This is a genomic window from Bacteroidales bacterium (assembly GCA_035647615.1).
Classification (GTDB): Bacteria; Bacteroidota; Bacteroidia; order Bacteroidales; family 4484-276; genus SABY01.
Map to the genome: position 1 here is coordinate 1 of DASRND010000018.1, position 17,706 is coordinate 17,706.

The following is a 17,706-nucleotide window of genomic DNA, read 5'->3' on the forward strand; positions in this document are numbered from 1 at the left end:
TGGATGCTTTGTAGAAATGCATCGCATAAAAAATACATCCTTGATAGTAAGATTTACCACAAGAACTTGAATTTGTATTTCTAATTATATTATTTACTGCCGCATAGTACGACAAAGGTAAAAAATAAATTTAATAATCAGGGTCTTTTATTGGTGATAAAAGATTGTTGTATAATTTTCGAACTTCTTTAAAAGAACCTAAAGGAAGTATTCTAAGCTTGTTGTTTTCAATCTCATTTTTAAAAATTATCTCAAAATATATTTTTTCTGAAAGACCTTCACATACTAACCAATTATATGGCTCTTCTTTTAGAATGGAAAATAAGATTGATTGGACTAGGTCGTTGTAACTCTTTATATTATAATCAATAGGTAAAGGTCCTTTAGATTTTTTCTTATCTTGAGTAATTGTTTCTCTGTAATTGTATAGATTGAAAAAATCTGCTGACGTTTCATTTGAAGTGTTTTTTCTGATCGAAGTAGCACTTCCATTTAAAACAATAGGTAAGAATCCATACCAATGTGTTGATACAATAATTTGATGTTTGTTCTTGCTTAAACTAAATAATTTCTCAAATTGGTCATAACAAGCTGAAATATGTAAAGAAGCTTCGGGCTCGTCTACTGCCAAAATTATATTAGAATCAGTGTTTTGATTATTGAAAAGAAAAGAATATGCAACATCTATAAGAGCTTTTCTTTTTTCGCCTGAGCTCAATTCACTTACAGGAATTAATTTTGTCCCAGTTTTCGGCTTTTTATTTAGAACTTTTATAGAAAAATAAGCTTCTATTATTTTAGAGACTAGGTCGGGCATTGTAAGGCTATTTTTATGATAACCTTTATATTCATACTCTTCCAAAATACTTTCCACATCTTTAACAAAACTATTTAAATCCTTATTAATCTGTCTTAGGGTGCCAGGTCTAATAGCTTTTACAATTTCATCTTGTATGTTTTTATCCATTAGTTTCTGCATTTCTACAGTTTCTAATTTGGTATAAGTAAAGACATCCGTTTCAACAGGTATATATAAATAAGAATAATGAGAAATTAAGTAGTCATAAAATCCTTTGAAGTAATTCTGAATTTCTTCGTCACTAGATTTAATAGCGGGGCTTTCCCCAACAAAATCTATATAATTTTGATAACCACCAAAGTATATTGAGTTGTCGTTATGTTTTTTACCTACAATTAGTAAAAAGTAATCTTCTTTATTGTAAGATTTTTTTAACTCTGACTTATGGCTATTAAATTCAGAGGAACTTTTAGACTTGGTTTTTAAGTTATTATTCCAAATAAAATTTGAAAGCTTTTCAGCTTTCTCATAAAGTTCTTGGTCTGCTGTTTTTGTGTTTTTTAATTTGCTTTTTTTAATCAAAAATACTGGTGCGATATAAGGGAAGTTATCGCCACCAACGCCTTCATTCTTAGCTTCATTGTTAATAGGCCAATCGTTATTCTTTTTGTTTAAGATACAATCAATTGCTTCTAAAACAGAACTTTTTCCAACACCATTTTCTCCTATTAAACTAGAAAATCCAACTCCTTCTGAAATTGGAATAAAGGTAATTCCCTTATAAATTTTGAAATGTCTTAGAAATATTGATGTTATCATTTAGTTTTTTTTAATTAGGCACAACTTGTTTTTATGACCCCTTCCTGTCTTTTAACTGTTGCTTAATTGGTACAGTATGAAGACATTTTGTCTTTTTACTGAAGGTGCCCTTTATTATTTGTTTTTGTTTCATTCGTCAAAATTAATTAAATTTCCAAATCGTCCAAAAGATTACGCATTTTTTTTATACTATTACGGCTTACCCGGGTGTAAATCTCAGTAGTTTTGCTGGAGGCGTGACCCAGAGCTTCCTGTATCAGACGTAGCTCGGTTCCCTTTTCCATGTGATGGGTGGCAAAAGTGTGCCTTAACATGTGGGGCGTAACTTTGCGCTTGAGGCCTGCTTTTTCAGATAGTCGTTCTATAATTTTGGCAATGCTGGTTCCGGAATATGTTCCCCCGCCTTGTCCCTCAATAAGATATTCGCCCGGTGAATAATTTTTCTGGTACTCTTTCATGTCTTCAATCAATCTTTTGCCGGGATTAATGGGTCGGTATTTACCTCCCTTGCCTTTTACGAAAATCAACTCCCGGTCGATGTTCACATCTTCGGTTTTTAAAGTACATACCTCATTTCTGCGCAGGCCACAGCCATACATGAGTTTCAAAACGATTTGATGTTTTTGATTGTGGCACTGCTTGTAGATTTTGATAAATTCTTCTTCGGATAGTACTTTGGGTAATGGCCGTTTTTGCTTAGGTCGTGGAATGGCCTCAGCATGTAAATCGATGTTGTAAACAATGCGATAATAATTTTGTAATGCTGATAATGCCAGATTCTGTGAAGTTTTTCCGTATCCTCTGTTCAACACTTCTTCGTGTAAAAAACGCTTTACCATTTCGCCAGGATTATTATCGATCTCTGCACCGCGGTTTACAGTTAAAAACCATTTTACGTACCAAGCATATTGTTTCATGGTGCTCGCAGCCTTGTTTTCGAGCTGCATGTGCCTGATAAATTTTTTATTTGGCATTACAGGATTTACAAGTTTTGGCGTTTTAACTTGTGTCCGTTTCTTCCCCTCTGCAATTTTAAATTCGAGCTTTAACCCTGATTCCTGCAATAATGCCCTAAGTTGCTCACGATTTTCTTCTGTGTCGATTGCCGACCATTGCTTTAGTTTAGGATGCCACCAGGCTCCCTCCAGTTTTTTAAATTGTTCTTTTAATGCAAAGGGCAAGGCCAAATAGAATGTTTTTTCCTTTTCATTACACAAAACATCAACATACTTATCCTCATCACTTTTTGTGGATGCATTGCTGCTACTATTACTGGTGATCTCCATTGCGCCCTTGTCAGAAAGAATTTTATCATTTTCGATGGCTGAATAGTCCACCCAAGCCACATCCTTTAGAGCCTCAAAAACTTCATTCAAACTAAATCCTTCACGGGGAATGTACCAAAACCCTTGGCTCTGGCTCCAGGCAGCTCCTTTGAGCGTTTTTACTTTGCTGATGAGGCCGTAATCCTTCTCAAAACGCAGGCTTACCACAGGTTTGCCGTGGTGGGTGTGGTTAGCCAATGTGATGACAGGATTCCTCATTTGACTTTTTAATTTAATTGCGCGGTAAATGTACTACTATTTCATCTGGAATGATTATAAATTGCGTGGCGCATGGCGCAAGGAGCAATGGAGCAAGGTGCATGATAATCTCTCATAAACTGCGTGGCGCATGGCGCAATTGAGCAAGGTGCGTGACAATCTCACTATTTCATTTGGAATTCTAAATTTTAGATATTATGGTCACAGCAGGAGTTGGTGGTGGATGATTTAGATGTTATCAAATGCTTCAAATAGCCACTTTTTATTAACCTCATCCTTTTGCCTCATCTCCAAAAGCCGGGTTGAACATCCCCGCCAGGCGTCTGTTATTGCTTTTTAATAAAAAGCTCCGTCTTTCCGGAGTGATAATTTTGTGAACTTAATTTTAGACATGACACAACTGACAACCAAAATACCAACAGCCACCAAAGCCATTACCCTTCAGGAAATCAGAAACCTTACGCCCGCCGCCTACGTGCTGCGGTTCGACCGGCATCAGCGAGACTTCCTTGCCGGTCAGCATGTAATTCTTGGCATTAAAGACGAAAACAACGCCCGCGAATATTCCGTTTACAGCGGCGAGAACGACCCATATTTTGAAGTACTCGTCAAGGAGGTCCTGGAAGGTGATGTGAGCCGCCGCCTGAAAAAACTCAAGCCCGGCTCGCAATTGCAGATGGATGGACCTCTCGGTTTTTTTACATTAAAACCCGAAGAAATCGATACAACACGCTTTATGTTTATCGCCAGCGGAACGGGCATTGCACCCTTCCGCAGCTTTGTGCGCAGCTATCCGCAGCTCGACTACACGCTTCTGCATGGCGTTAGATTTAGTAATGAAGCGTACGAACGAGAGCAATACAATCCCGATCGCTATATTCTGTGCACTACAGGCGATACCACGGGAAAATTCCACGGACGTGTGACGGATTACCTGCGCCATGCCACCATCGATACTTCCACACATTATTACCTTTGTGGCAACGTAAAGATGATCCATGAAGCTTTTGAGATTCTTGCGCAAAAAGGTGTGGCTACCGAAAACATGCACGCCGAGGTCTATTTTTAATGGCCTGTGCGCTATCGATTTCTTTTTTAATAAATAAATAAGCAGCAACAGGATGACGAAATTCGTTGTGATAATTTTTTAGATCATGCTTACGGATTTCATTGAAATCCTTTTAAAATTTAAAACTTTTGTAAGATGAAATATCATCTGATCACCCTCGGATGCCAAATGAATATGTCGGACAGCGAACGGGTGCGCACCATCATCGAAACGCAAACCGGCTATCAGTGGACCGACAACGAAGAAGAAGCCAATCTGGTGGGAATTTTAGCTTGCTCAGTGCGCCAGAAGGCCATCGACAAGGTGTACTCGCGCATCACACGTTGGAACAAATGGAAGAGCCATCGCAACCTGATCACTTTTATATCTGGGTGTATCCTGCCCGCCGATATGGAGAAATTCCTGAAACTTTTCGACATCGTTTTCAGGATGAGTGAACTGGAAAAATTGCCCGAGATGATTCGTCACTATGGCGTAGTGACGCCCGCCTCCCTTTTTGGCGACCTGAAACGAATGCCTTCCAACGATAGCATCGACGAGTTTTGGCGCATCACGCCACACTATAGCTCCGACTTCGAAGCTTTTGTTCCCATACAAAACGGATGCGATAAGTTTTGCACATTTTGCGCGGTGCCCTACACCCGTGGACGTGAGGTGTCGCGCCCTTCCGACGAGATAATCCAGGAGGTGCAGCAACTGGTGGAGCAGGGTTATAAATCCATTACTTTGCTGGGGCAAAATGTAAATTCGTATGGCTTGGATAAAAAAGGTGAAGAGCTTTCGTTTCCACAACTGCTCGAAGCGGTGGGCAAAATGGGGGCGGAGTCGGGCCGCGAGTTCTGGGTCTATTTCACTTCACCGCATCCGCGCGACATGAGCGACGAAGTGGTGGAGATGGTTTCGCGCTACCGCTGTCTGGCAAAGCAGTTTCACCTTCCGGTACAGAGTGGCGACGACAAAGTGCTCATCCACATGAACCGCAAGCATACCGTTGAAAAATACCGCCAGATCATTCATTCGATCCATCGGATAATTCCCGAAGCCACCATTTTCACCGACATCATCACCGGCTTTTCCGGCGAAACGGAAGAGCAGCATGAAAGCACACGCCGCATCATGGAGGAGTTCAAATACAACATGGCTTACATTGCGCAATATTCGCCCCGGCCGGGTGCGGCAAGCTCCCGTTGGGCCGACGATATCGAGCCAGACATCAAACGCCGTCGCTACCACGAGCTGAGCAGCGATTTGCGAAAGCATGCATTGGTGCACAACAAAAATATGGTCGGGAAAAGTTACCGTGTGCTGGTGGTTGGTCACGACCGCAAACCAGGATTCCTTTCGGCGCTGACCGAAGGAAAAATCGTGTGTCGCTTTGCCGCTCTGGATGAAACACTCATTGGTAACTTCACCGACATTAAAATCACCAGCGCCACCGACTTCTCGGTAGAGGGCGAGCGCGTGGCCGTGGCCGAATTAGCAACAGGGAAATAGGCGCTGCTTTAATGTCTATCAGTCATTTATTTGGTTGATCAAAATTTGATATTTTTGGACAATGAAAACATTGCAAGAAATAAAAAACACTTTGAGTAGCCATAAAACCAGATTGTTTAGTGACTATCCGATAAAATCAATGGCAATTTTCGGTTCATATTCACAAAAAGCACAAAAAGACTCCAGTGATTTGGATATTTTGGTAGAGTTTTCAGACAGGATAGGAATAAGATTTGTTGATTTGGCTGATGATTTAGAAAAAATTACAGGTCTTAAAGTTGATTTAGTTTCTAAAAACGGAATTAAAGAAAAATACTTAAAGGCCATCAATTCAGACTTAATTTATGTCTAAACGTGATACCCTCCTGCTATTGGACGATATGTTTCAATCTGCACAAAAAATAAAACGATACACAAAAGACCTTGATTTTCATAGGTTTTTGCTCGATGACAAAACGATGGATGCGGTTGTTCGCAATTTTGAAATAATTGGAGAAGCAGCAAATCGAATTGACGAGGATTTCAGAGATAAAAACCCGGAGATTGAATGGAATAGGATTCGTGGATTTCGTAATAGAATAATTCATGAATATTTTGGGGTAGATTATGAAATAGTTTGGGAAATTATTGAGAGCTATTTAGATGATTTGATTGATTGGTTGGACACGATTGTGGATAACAATAAAGTCTCATGAAAAAGATAGCATTCAAAACACTTGGCTGCCGCCTCAATCAGTTTGAAACCGATTCGCTGGCTTCACGCTTTAGCAGCAACGGCTATCAGGTGGTCGATTTTGAAGATACCGCGGACGTAGTGGTGGTCAACACCTGCACCGTTACCAACCAAAGCGACAGCAAATCAAACCAGGTGATCAGGCAGGCGGCCAAAAAACACGCAAATGCCATGCTCGTGGTGACGGGCTGCATGGTAAACAACCACCGCGAACAGCTCGAACAGCAGCAACCCAACGTTACCTGGTTTGTGGATAATGAACACAAAAGTTCCATCTTCGAGCTTATCGACGGTCATTACAAAGGCGAAGTGGTGCATCCCGATAGCTTCGATCCGGCGCTATTCAGTTATGAACCGGCGCGCGAAACTTTCCATACACGAAGCTGGATAAAAATTCAGGACGGCTGCGACAACTTCTGCACTTTTTGTATCATCCCACATGTGCGCGGTCGGGCCATCAGCCGTAAGCCGCAGGAAATCTACGACAACATCCGCCAGGTGGTGGAATTTGGGTATAAAGAAATCGTGCTCACCGGCGTCAATATCGGGAGGTATGATTCCGAAGGTTTACGTTTTGAAGATCTTGTGGTTGGGATACTGGCGCTTCCGGGCGATTTCCGCTTGCGCATTGGCTCCATTGAGCCCGACGGCTTTGGCGACAAGTTGTTCGATCTTTTCGATCATCCCAAACTTACGCCTCACATGCACCTATGTCTGCAAAGTGGTTCCGACAAAATTTTGCTTGCCATGCGCCGCATGTATTCCGTTGCAGGCTTTCGCCAAATAGTTGAGAAGGTGCGTGCGCGTTATCCGCTTTTTAATTTTACCACCGACATCATCGTAGGGTTTCCGGGCGAAACGGAGCAGGAGTTTGAGGAGACAACCCAACTAATAAAAGAGCTAAACATTGGTCACGTCCATACTTTTAAATATTCCATACGTAAAAATACCCGCGCCGAGCGGATGCCCGATCATGTGAGTGAAAAAGAAAAAACCCATCGCAGCGAGCTATTGCGGCAAGTTTCTGAAATAGAAAAGCGGCGCTTTCGCGAATCACTCATTGGGAAACAACAACGGGTGTTGATAGAAAAAGTTGAAGATGGAATGGCGCAGGGATATGGCGAACTATACGTTCCGGTGCGGTTTCCCGCGCATCAGGCGCAGCCCAACACTTTCGTGGATGTGCAATTAATGTCTATAGAAGATAGCGACGACCCCGTGATGATTGGGCAGCGGGTTTAGATGTAGATTATTTTCAGGTTTTTAAAATTGAAATTTAATGTAACTTTTTGGCTACATAAATGAAGCTCAGAATATCACCTGTGCCTTTAGGTACAAGATATGGGTAGAAAAGTGGATGATGATAGAATGCCGTCCCGTATGGGACGGAATGCCTGGTTGTAACATTATTTCTACCCATATTGCATCCCGACGGGATATTTAACAGAATTGAGATTTATCGGCTCTATTTCCATCCTCCGCCCAGGGCTTCGTAAAGCTGCACCAGATATTTCAGGCGGGTGGCTTTGTTCTCGGCCAGTGTAAGGCTGCTGGCCAGTGAACGTTCGCGCGCAATGAGTACCTGCAGATAATTGGCCAGGCCATTGTTGACGAGCGCTTCCGAATATCGCACGGCATCATTATAAGCTTCATATTCCTTCTGCTTTACCGCTATCTTTTCTGTGGTTGCTTCAAACGAATAAAGTGCATCCGACACCTCGGCGGTAGCGGTAAGGAACGTTTGCAGATATTGCAGTCGCGCCTGTTCCTGTTCGGCCTGCGACACTTCATATTGCGTGCGTATGCGACGCCCGTTTAGGAGGGGCTGCGTCAATCCGCCCACAACAGTTGCAAATAGCGAGTTGAGGCTGAAGAGGTTTTGAAGTTCCAGACTTTGCAACCCTGCTGATGCTGACAAGGTAAGCGAAGGGTAGAAATTGCTGCGCGCCACATTGGTAAGCTCAAAAGCATTGATAAGGTTATATTCGGCGGCGAGGATATCAGGGCGGTTGCCAAGCAGTTGCAGCGGCACACCCGTGAGCAAAACAGTATCTACAATTTGGTCGTCGAATGTATTGCGTGCCAGCGGGCGTGGCGGGCTTCCCAGCAGCAGTGACAATGCATTTTCATAAAGACGTGCCAGCGTTTGCAGATCGATGAGGATGGCTTGAGCGGTGTAAAGCTGAGCTTCGGTTTGCTTTACGTCGGCTTCTGTTCCGTTGCCGGCATTTTTAAGTGCGATGGCTGTCTGAAGGCTTCTTTTCCGGTTTTCAATGGTTTCCCTGGTGATCTCCATCTGTTCGTCGATGGAGAGCAGATTATAATAAAGAGTGGCGATACCGGCGATAAGGCGGGTTTTTACGGCCTGATGGGCAGCCTGACTTTGCAGATAACTCGCCTGATAAGCGCGGCGGGTGCTGCGGATCTTGCCCCAGATGTCGGCTTCCCACGAAAGTCCTGCGCCTAATTCAAAAATATTTCCCGATCCGACGCCGCGCGATTGTCCATTTTTCGAAAGTTCAAAATGTGAGGCCGAAAGATGTGTGTTGAGCGTGGGCAGTTGGCCAGCTTTTCCTTGCTTTAGCCAGGCTTCGGCAGCATCTATTCGCGTAAGCGCAATGCGTATATCCAGATTGTTTTGCAAACCTTCATCTATGTAAGATTGTAAGAGCGGATCGGTAAAGAAGTCGCGCCAGGCAATGGTGGCCATCGTGAGCGTATCCATGCTGGCGGTGTCGTTGCGAAAACCGATTTCGTCGAACATTGCGGGGCGTGTATAATCCCGTGCCACAAAACAAGCCTGCTGCGTTATTAATATCAAAATTGCTATTCCAAAAATTATCCGTCGTTTCATTAGTTAGCACTATTTTTTACAGATTCTACTACAGGTTTCTTCGCCAGTTTCTCGTGCAGCCATTGGAAGGCTACAAATAGCGTTGGCACCACCAAAATTCCAATCACCGTTCCTACAAGTAATCCGCCTGCAGCGCCGGTTCCAATGGAACGGTTACCCTGGGCGCCTACACCACTGGCCAATACCAACGGAAGCATTCCAAAAATAAAAGCAAATGAAGTCATTAGGATCGGGCGCAGTCGTACGGTGGCGCCTTCGATGGCTGCTTCAACGATACCCATGCCATGGCGCCGTCGCTGAAGCGCAAATTCCACAATAAGGATTGCGTTTTTAGCTAATAAGCCCACCAGCATGATCAATCCTATTTGAAAATAAATATTGTTTTCGAGTCCGGCAACCCATGTACTTGCGTAGGCGCCGGCCACACCAATGGGAAGCGAGAGGATTACCGAAAACGGTAGGAGATAGCTTTCATACTGTGCCGCCAACAGGAAATACACGAACACGATGCTCAGGAAAAAGATGAGGATGGCCTGCCCCTGGGCAGCGATCTCTTCGCGGGTAAGTCCTGAAAAGGCCACCTGATAATCGTTGGGAAGCGATTGCTTCGCTACGCGCCGGATGGCATTGATGGCGTCGCCGGAGCTGTAACCCGGGGCGGAGGTTCCATTAATAGCTACCGAATTGAAAAGGTTGAAACGTGTTACGGTTTGTGGTCCATAAATGCGCTGTAGCGTCACAAATGCTGAAACCGGCGTCATGCTTCCGTCGCGGGTTTTTACAAACATACTGCTGAGGCTTTCGGTGTTCATTCTGTTTTCGGGCAGTGCTTGCACCTGCACACGGTATTGTTTCCCAAACCGGCTGAAGTTGGTGGTGTAATACCCGCCAACATAGCCTTGCAGCGTACGCAGGATATCGCTCACCGACACGCCTGATTCTTTGGCGCGTGCCACATCTATCTCCATTTGTAGTTGTGGATAGTCGGTGCTGAAAGGATCGGATGCAAAACCAATTTCGGGTTGTTGCATCAGCTCTTGTGTGAACGCGGTGGCGGTGGCGTCGAGATTCTTCAGGCTGCCCGAAGTGCGGTCGAGGAGCTGCATTTCAAAGCCATCCACACTGCCAAAGCCCGGAATGCTGGAAGGGGTAAAGAAGATGATTTTGGCGTCGCTAATTGAGGAGGCGGCACGAAACAGTTGCCCCTGGATAGCTTCTGCGGAGGTTGCTTTTGTTCCACGTTCATCCCAATTTTTCAGGTTAATAAAACCCATGATGTAGGAGCTACCGGCACCCGAAAAGAAATTACGTCCGGCAATAAGTGAGAGGGTGTTGATGCCTTCGATATCTTTGATTTGATCATAAAGTTGTTGTGTTGCCTCATAAGAACGATCGAGCGACGCTGCCAGGGGAAGTTCACCATTCATAAAAATGATGCCCCGATCTTCCGTAGGGACAAATCCTTTGGGAAGCGCGCGGTCGAATAGTACCACGGAACCGATTGCGATAATCAGCACGGCAGGCACAATCCATCGGTGGCGCGTAATAAAACCAAGTGTGCGTGCATATTTATCTTTCCCTGCATTAAAACCCGCATTAAAACCTTCATAAAAACGGCGAAGGAACTTTTTCTTCTGTCGTAACTCATGCTGTGGCTTTAGAAATATTGCGCTAAGCGCCGGACTCAAAGTAAGCGCGTTGACAGCCGAAATTAGAATTGCAATGATGAGTGTGACGCCAAACTGCTCGTAAAAAACCCCGGTAGGTCCCTTTATAAAAGTGATGGGAATAAACACTGCGGCCATTACCAAAGTGATGGAGACGATGGCGCCTGCGATTTCATTCATGGCGGTAACGCTAGCGTCGCGGGAATTTGTGGCACCGCCTTCGAGCTTGGCGTGCACAGCTTCCACCACCACAATGGCATCATCTACCACAATGCCAATTGCCAACACCAAAGCAAAAAGGGTGAGTAGATTGATTGAATAACCAAAAAGCCCCAGGAAAAAGAACGTCCCGATGATGGACACGGGAACGGCAATGGCGGGAATGAGCGTGGAACGGAAATCCTGCAGAAACAGAAATACCACCAGAAACACCAACAAAAAGGCTTCGATGAGTGTGTTGCGAACTTTGTCGATGGAAGCCGTCAAAAAGCGGTTGGTGTCGTAATTGATAACATAATCTATCCCTTCCGGGAAATCTTTGCGTAGCTCCAGCAGTTTTTCATGAATGTTTTCGATGATTTCCTGAGCGTTGGAGCCGGGTGTCTGGTTCACGCCAAAGCTGATCGACGGATAACCAAGCGTCTGGGATAGGGTGCTGTAGCTAAAGGCATCGAGTTGTACGGTGGCAACATCTTTTACGTGCAGATAACGGCCATCGCCCAAAGCGCGAATGATGATATCTTCGTATTCCTCTGAAGTTTTGTAACGCCCTTTGTATTTGATGACATACTCGAACGACTCGCCGGCATTTTGACCCAGCGCGCCCGCAGCAGCCTCGAGGCTTTGCTCGCCGATGGCGTTGATTACGTCGGTGGGGACAAGCCCGTAGTTGGCCATTTTTGTCGGGTCGAGCCACACCCGCATGGCGTAATCTTTACCACCAAAGGCGCCTACTTCACCCACGCCATTGATACGCTGCAGCTCCGGCTTAATATGGATATTCAGATAATTCTGGATAAACGTATCGTCGTAATCAGGATTGGTCGAATAAAAAGCGGCATAGAGCAAAGAAGTATTAAGGCGTTTAGAGGTGTTGATTCCTGCGCGGATCACTTCGGCGGGCAGTACTGAGTTGGCCGCTGCTACGCGGTTTTGAACGTTGACGGCAGCGATGTCGGCATCATATCCCTGTTCGAAAAAGACCTGTATGTTGGCGCGTCCGGTGTTGCTGGCGCTGGAGGTTATGTAGGTCATGCCTTCCACGCCATTGATCTGTTCTTCGATGGGAACGATTACACTTTCGAGGATGGTTTCAGCATTGGCTCCTGGATAACTTGCCGAAACCTGCACGGTTGGCGGAGCAATGTCAGGATATTGTGTAACCGGCAGCCGCTCCAGACCCAAAAATCCTAAAATGACCAGCAGAATGCTGATGACGCTAGAGAAAACCGGCCTGTCGATAAAAAATTTTAACATAGAAATATTTTAAAAAACGATTTTAAAAGATTGGGTAATGCTGTCGATTGGCACTTGCTGCGGGATGATGCGGGTGCCTGGACGCAGCTTGTTGGCACCTTTGGCCAGGATGGTAGTGCCGGCATCCACTCTGCCTTTGCCGATCACATAAAGTTTATCTACCTCAGCAAGAATATCAATGGAGGCAGCCACCAGCGTGTCGCCCTGCACTATATAGACCAGCGTTTTGTTTTGTTGTTCGAAAGTAGAGAGCGCCGGCACTACAGGAGCATTCTCAAACGACTCCGGCAGCATCACAGTGCCGCTGCTTCCATCGCGCAGCAGGCCTTCCGGATTGTCGAAGGTGGCGCGGAAAGAAACTGTTCCCGTACGCGGGTCTACGTCGCCCGATACTGATTCGATGACGCCTTCGTGGCTGTAGGATTGGCCATTGGCGAGCAGCAGTTTTACGCCGGGGTTGTTTTTAATTTTTTCGTCGAGCGTCCTGCCCTCGACAGAATTCATAAAATGGATAAAATCTTTCTCGTTCATGGCAAAGCGTGCATACACTTTTCCGATGGAGGAGACACGGGTGAGCGGCAAACGGTCCTGGGCATTTACAAGCGCACCTTTGCGGTAATTGATGGTACCCATCACGCCGTCCACCGGGCTTTTGATGCTGGCATAGCCGATGCTCGCCACGGCGCTCTGATAGCTGCTGCGCGCTTGTGCCAGCCGCGCTTCAGCGGTGCGGAGCTGCACGGCACTTACGATGTTTTGTTCTACCAGCGGGCCGAGCTTGTCAACCTCGAGTTGTGCTGCGTCCACATTGGCTTGCAGTGCATCAGCTTCCGCCGATAGCGACTGGGTCTCCAGCTCAAAGAGCACTTGTCCTTTTCGCACCTGTTGGCCTTCTTCTACCAAAACCCTATTGATGTACCCGGGCACTTTCGCGCGTACTTCACTGGTGTTGGTGCCTTCGATGTTGGCCGGATAGGCGCGCCAGTTGGTAAGCGTCATGCGCGGAATTTCAATCACCGGATACGGCTGGGGTTGGTTGCTGCCACCTCGTCCTGGATTCTGATTTTCAGAATTGCGGCAAGAGGTAAACAGAAGTACCCCGAAGATGATGAGGAGGATAAATCCTGATTTTCTATTTGTCAAAGTTTTAATTTTTATAGGAATGAATGGCATTATCGTGATGGAGTTTTTAAAAAACAAATTGTCAGGTTATTGGTATGCGGTTTATTTGGACTTCGTTTTATGAGTTTTGAAATTCGTCGGCAAAAATATTTTTAAAAAGCAGAAATTAAGCGTAAATATTTGCATGTAACAAAAAGATGTGCTATTGGTTTAGGACGTGCTGCATCAGTTTTCAGTTTTTAGCGCGACACCAATGCTATTCCAGCCACAATGAATAATAATCCCAGCAGTTGCAACGGGGGCATCGATTCTTTAAGAAACAGAAACCCTATTGCAGCACCCACCACCACTGAGCCTCCAATGATGATGGAAATGCCGGTGGAGACGCCCACACCTTTGGAAAAAACCACAAACGAAAAAATCTCGGCCAGGCCTACGAAAACCCCAGCCAGCACAGCATACCAGATTCCGCGCGATGAGATTTCGAGGGGAACTTGTCTTATTTTCAAAAATAATAAGACGCCCGTTCCCAGAAGTGCGGCCACAATTTGCAGGATCAGCGCTCCGGCAATCTGATGAATGTGCCCGGAGGAGAGTTTGATAAAGACGTTGTAAGTGCCATAAAATATGGCCGTAAGAATTGCCGGCAACAACCAGTTCATAGAAATAAGTTTTTAAAATGCTGGCGCAAAAATACTGTTTTAGGATTGTTGAGAAAATTGTTCCCTTCGACTACGCTCAGGGCAGGTGTTAATCGTTGTTCGTTAATTGTTAATCGTCCTTCGTCCCTTCGTCCCTTCCTCTCTTCGTCTATTCGTCTCTTCTTCTCTTACGAAGAAGCAGGATGTTGAAATCCCCGCTTTTTTGCACAGAAAAAACTATTTTAGCCTCATCAATAATTCTTCAGCATTATGAAAGCAAAACTTATTTATTTGTGGGAGAGAATCCAAACGAGCTTTTGGTTTGTGCCACTGCTCCTGGTGCTCGCCGCCATCGGTTCGGCCATCGGGCTGATTTTTCTCGACAGCACCACCGAATACAAGCCTTCGGGAGCTATGGGATATCTGTTTTCGGGTGGAGCCGAAGCAGCCCGAAGCATCCTTTCGACCATTGCCGGCGCAATGCTTTCGGTGGCGGGAACTGTGTTTTCGATTACACTGGTGGCGCTCACGCTCGCTTCGTCGCAGTTTGGGCCGCGCCTCATGCGCAACTTTATGCACGACCGTCTCAACCAAACGGTGCTGGGTGCCTACATAGCCACTTTCATATACTGTTTGTTGGTGTTGCGTACCGTCAAATCTGACAACGATCTGGACTTTATTCCCAACTTCTCCATCTTGTTTGCCATTGCGGTAGCTGTGGCCAATATCTTCCTGCTGATCATTTTTATTCATCATATCTCCATTGGTATCCAGGCCGATAATGTGTTGTCGGATAGCCATAATAATTTGAATAAAAGCATCGACAAACTTTTTCCAGATGACGACATGGAAGTCGATTCGCAGCAGCTTGCCGGGCGTGTGCAGGAGATGCTTAACGCAATGATAGTAATGGATGTGGTAAAAGCGCATGAGGATGGTTATTTGCAAATGATCGATTATGACAGTTTGTTGGTGCTGGCGCAAAAGCATGATTTGCTTATTACGCTTCTCAAACGGCCAGGCAATTTTGTGGTGAAGGAGCAGCCAATGGCCAAAGTACATGCGCGAAAGCAAACGGAAGAAGATTTGCTGGAGCATCTCCGCGGAGCCATGATTATTGGTGGCCAACGAACGCCGCTGCAGGATGTGGAATTTGCTATCCATCAGATGGTGGAGGTAGCGGCGCGGGCGCTTTCTCCCGGCATCAACGATCCTTTCACAGCCATAACCTGTATCGATAAACTTACCGCTACCGTTTCACATCTCACGCGGGCACATTTTCCTGAAAAATACCGCTGCGACCACGAAGATACGCCGCGGGTGGAGATACATCCTTTAAATTTTGCCGGAATCATGGATGCAGCTTTTAATCAGATTCGACAATACGGACAGGAAAGTCCGGCGGTGCTCATCCGGCTGATGGAGGCGCTGGATACGCTTCTGACTTTTGCCCGCACCGACGAACAGCTGGAGGCTATACAGCGCCATGCTGCTATGGTTTTGGAAGCCGGCGAGGCGGGCATCACCGTAAAAAATGATCTGAACGATCTTAAGACCCGTTACGAAAGCTTTCTAAAAATCAACTTCTGACCGAAGTCTATTTCCTTCCACAGCCTTTGCCTGTTCAATTATTATTTGGCGGGACCAGGACTGGTTTTGATAGAAATTCCATGACCGGTAAGCCCGGCAGCCCGATGGCCGGCACAGGGCATACACAAGTTTTTATTATGCTGATGAATGATGCGCGAAGCCATTATCGGTTCGCCGCAAAGGTCGCAAATGATGCTTTCGTGCACAGGGGCATAGGCTGGAATTTCGACGGTGACTTCTTCTGTGGTGAAAAGTTTATCAAAATCGAGCGCGAGTGTGGCAAAGGCTTTTTCGATGCCGGTGGTTTTAAATTTCACCACCTCCTCTTCGCTGCGGTCATTCTCGGTCACCACTTTTTGGTAGCTTTCGCTAAATAGGGGAGAAGTCTGTCGCATGTATTCTTTGACGTTGGCGCGAGAGGCAATGCGGTAGCCTTTTCCATCGCGGCGCGCAAGTGTAAAAGCGGTTTTACCAATATCCATAAAAATCAATCCATTGTTGCCAAAGCTGCAACCCGTCACGTATTGGATGCCATCGCTGATGCAATTGTTGGTTTCCACAATGGCAAGCAAATCTTCGAGGCCGTCGGAGTTGGCGCGCATCAGTTGCATGGCGCGGGCGGCCATCATTACGCCCATGGCCAGTCCGGGGCAGAAGTGGCCGTGCATACGGGCGGCATCCAGCATTAGTCGATCAGTGCGGTTGGCCCAGATATTCGAAAAGACCTGCTTACGCGGATTATTTTTCCGGCTGTGGATTTCGGCCTCATCCACCTGCTCCTCGGTGAGCGGGATATGCATTGGTTTAATGTCGAGCACCGGCGTTCCATCGAGCGCGTCGAGGCCTTGCACCAGCAAAGTATTGCCGCGACGTTCGAGCAATTTTACAAGCGTACTTCCTATTTTTGACGGACGCCGCGGACTGCGCGTGGCAAAAACGCCTTTGTAATCGCCGGTGTAGGTGTAGGTTTGAAGAACGCAGGGGTCGGCTTTATCAAAATGAAAATAGACCTCCAGATAATCCGACAACTCTATTTTGAATAACCCGTCGGTGTACTTTTCAAAAATCTCAATTTCACTTTGCGCTTCACGCATAATGCCGGGATTGGTAGGCTCGGCATAATGGCTTTTTACTTTCCCGATGTAGGGTGTTTGTAGGCTCATAACAATATTTTTTGTTTAAGCATTCATTAGTTTTGTCTGTAATCTTGGATGTTTTTATAATAAAAAAACCAAAACCAAATTCAGAATGACAAATGAATATTATCGATGTCTTTCTATTTTGAAATTTGTTTGGAATTTGTTTTTTTTTGACTTTTGGAGCTTTATTTTAAGTGCTGATCATCACCAGCTTGCTATGCTCTATTCCTTTGAGAGCAATCAGTTGATCGTCGAGCCATAAATTTTCGGTTTTGGATTGTGATATCAAAAATCGGATGGCCTGGGAGCGGTTGGGGAATTTCCGATTTTATACAAGCTGATCCAGGTCTGCGAGCAGATTTTCTTCGATCGAAACGCCAAACCTTTTTTAATATCATAGTAGCATCTTTTTTGTAATCAGTGCCACAAAAGTACACGCATTCTTTTGGCGAAAGCCGATGAAGATAAAATTTAGAAAGGATTGAAATGAGATAAAGAAGGTGGAAGGAAATCATTGATGATCCTGGCTAAAAAAACAAAACGGGAATCTATTCTGGTCGAATGGATTCCCGTTCGCTACGCATGCTGCCGTAGCAGTATGTTTCGCGTCAGGTTACTGTTATTATAGTTGCTCCTCGCGAGGCATTCAGTGAGGGTGCCTCTTGGTGAGCCTGGCTGGCGGCTTGCTGTCGGTGAAGACAAGAAGTGGTGCCAACCTGAGCATTTTGTGAAGACCGCTGCCCTGGTGTTCCGTAGAAC

Annotated in this window: 13 protein-coding genes; 6 read left to right on the forward strand and 7 right to left on the reverse strand. The window is 45.4% G+C overall.

The features are described from left to right. Positions 1-130 precede the first annotated feature (130 nt). A complete protein-coding gene (locus tag VFC92_06415) occupies positions 131-1,618 on the reverse strand; it encodes an AAA family ATPase (GenBank protein ID HZK07817.1) in 1,488 nt (495 codons plus the stop codon). 146 nt (positions 1,619-1,764) lie between these two features. Next, entirely contained in the window at positions 1,765-3,162 is a 1,398-nt protein-coding gene (locus VFC92_06420) for a tyrosine-type recombinase/integrase (GenBank protein ID HZK07818.1), read from the reverse strand. A 391-nt stretch (positions 3,163-3,553) separates the two neighbouring features. Here VFC92_06420 and VFC92_06425 point away from each other — a divergent pair, with 391 nt between their 5' ends. The 5 genes from VFC92_06425 (at position 3,554) to mtaB (ending at position 7,700) form a co-directional block, all read left to right on the forward strand. Then, a complete protein-coding gene (locus VFC92_06425) occupies positions 3,554-4,231 on the forward strand; it encodes an FAD-binding oxidoreductase (GenBank protein HZK07819.1) in 678 nt (225 codons plus the stop codon). A gap of 135 nt (positions 4,232-4,366) precedes the next feature. Further along, on the forward strand, positions 4,367-5,725 hold the full coding sequence (miaB, locus tag VFC92_06430; GenBank protein HZK07820.1) for a tRNA (N6-isopentenyl adenosine(37)-C2)-methylthiotransferase MiaB: 1,359 nt from the start codon (positions 4,367-4,369) through the stop codon (positions 5,723-5,725). A gap of 61 nt (positions 5,726-5,786) precedes the next feature. Further along, positions 5,787-6,077 (forward strand): nucleotidyltransferase family protein, encoded by a 291-nt coding sequence (locus VFC92_06435; GenBank protein HZK07821.1) that lies wholly within the window; start codon positions 5,787-5,789, stop codon positions 6,075-6,077. After that, positions 6,070-6,420 (forward strand): DUF86 domain-containing protein, encoded by a 351-nt coding sequence (locus VFC92_06440; GenBank protein ID HZK07822.1) that lies wholly within the window; start codon positions 6,070-6,072, stop codon positions 6,418-6,420. Before VFC92_06435 ends, VFC92_06440 begins: the two co-directional genes overlap by 8 nt. Beyond that, positions 6,417-7,700, forward strand: a complete 1,284-nt coding sequence (mtaB, locus tag VFC92_06445; GenBank protein ID HZK07823.1) for a tRNA (N(6)-L-threonylcarbamoyladenosine(37)-C(2))-methylthiotransferase MtaB — start codon at positions 6,417-6,419, stop codon at positions 7,698-7,700. Before VFC92_06440 ends, mtaB begins: the two co-directional genes overlap by 4 nt. Positions 7,701-7,923: 223 nt before the next feature. Here the strand turns inward: mtaB and VFC92_06450 are convergent, their stop codons facing one another. From VFC92_06450 to VFC92_06465, 4 genes are all read right to left on the reverse strand, one after another. Continuing rightward, positions 7,924-9,312 carry an efflux transporter outer membrane subunit gene (locus VFC92_06450; protein HZK07824.1) on the reverse strand — a complete coding sequence of 463 codons (1,389 nt, stop codon included), beginning with the start codon at positions 9,310-9,312 and terminating at the stop codon, positions 7,924-7,926. Further along, the gene (locus tag VFC92_06455) at positions 9,312-12,455 is read right to left on the reverse strand and encodes an efflux RND transporter permease subunit (protein HZK07825.1); all 3,144 of its coding nucleotides are present in this window, start codon (positions 12,453-12,455) and stop codon (positions 9,312-9,314) included. The genes VFC92_06450 and VFC92_06455 overlap by 1 nt, the downstream gene beginning before the upstream one ends. 9 nt (positions 12,456-12,464) lie before the next feature. Further along, positions 12,465-13,598 carry an efflux RND transporter periplasmic adaptor subunit gene (locus tag VFC92_06460; protein HZK07826.1) on the reverse strand — a complete coding sequence of 378 codons (1,134 nt, stop codon included), beginning with the start codon at positions 13,596-13,598 and terminating at the stop codon, positions 12,465-12,467. Between the two features lie 218 nt (positions 13,599-13,816). Continuing rightward, positions 13,817-14,239, reverse strand: a complete 423-nt coding sequence (locus VFC92_06465; protein HZK07827.1) for an EamA family transporter — start codon at positions 14,237-14,239, stop codon at positions 13,817-13,819. A gap of 249 nt (positions 14,240-14,488) precedes the next feature. Between VFC92_06465 and VFC92_06470 the strand changes: the two genes are divergently transcribed. Then, positions 14,489-15,808: a DUF2254 domain-containing protein gene (locus VFC92_06470; GenBank protein ID HZK07828.1), complete on the forward strand. Its 1,320-nt coding sequence runs from the start codon at positions 14,489-14,491 to the stop codon at positions 15,806-15,808. Between the two features lie 41 nt (positions 15,809-15,849). Here VFC92_06470 and VFC92_06475 read toward each other — a convergent pair whose 3' ends face one another. Further along, positions 15,850-16,971: a TrmO family methyltransferase gene (locus VFC92_06475; protein ID HZK07829.1), complete on the reverse strand. Its 1,122-nt coding sequence runs from the start codon at positions 16,969-16,971 to the stop codon at positions 15,850-15,852. Positions 16,972-17,706: the final 735 nt, after the last annotated feature.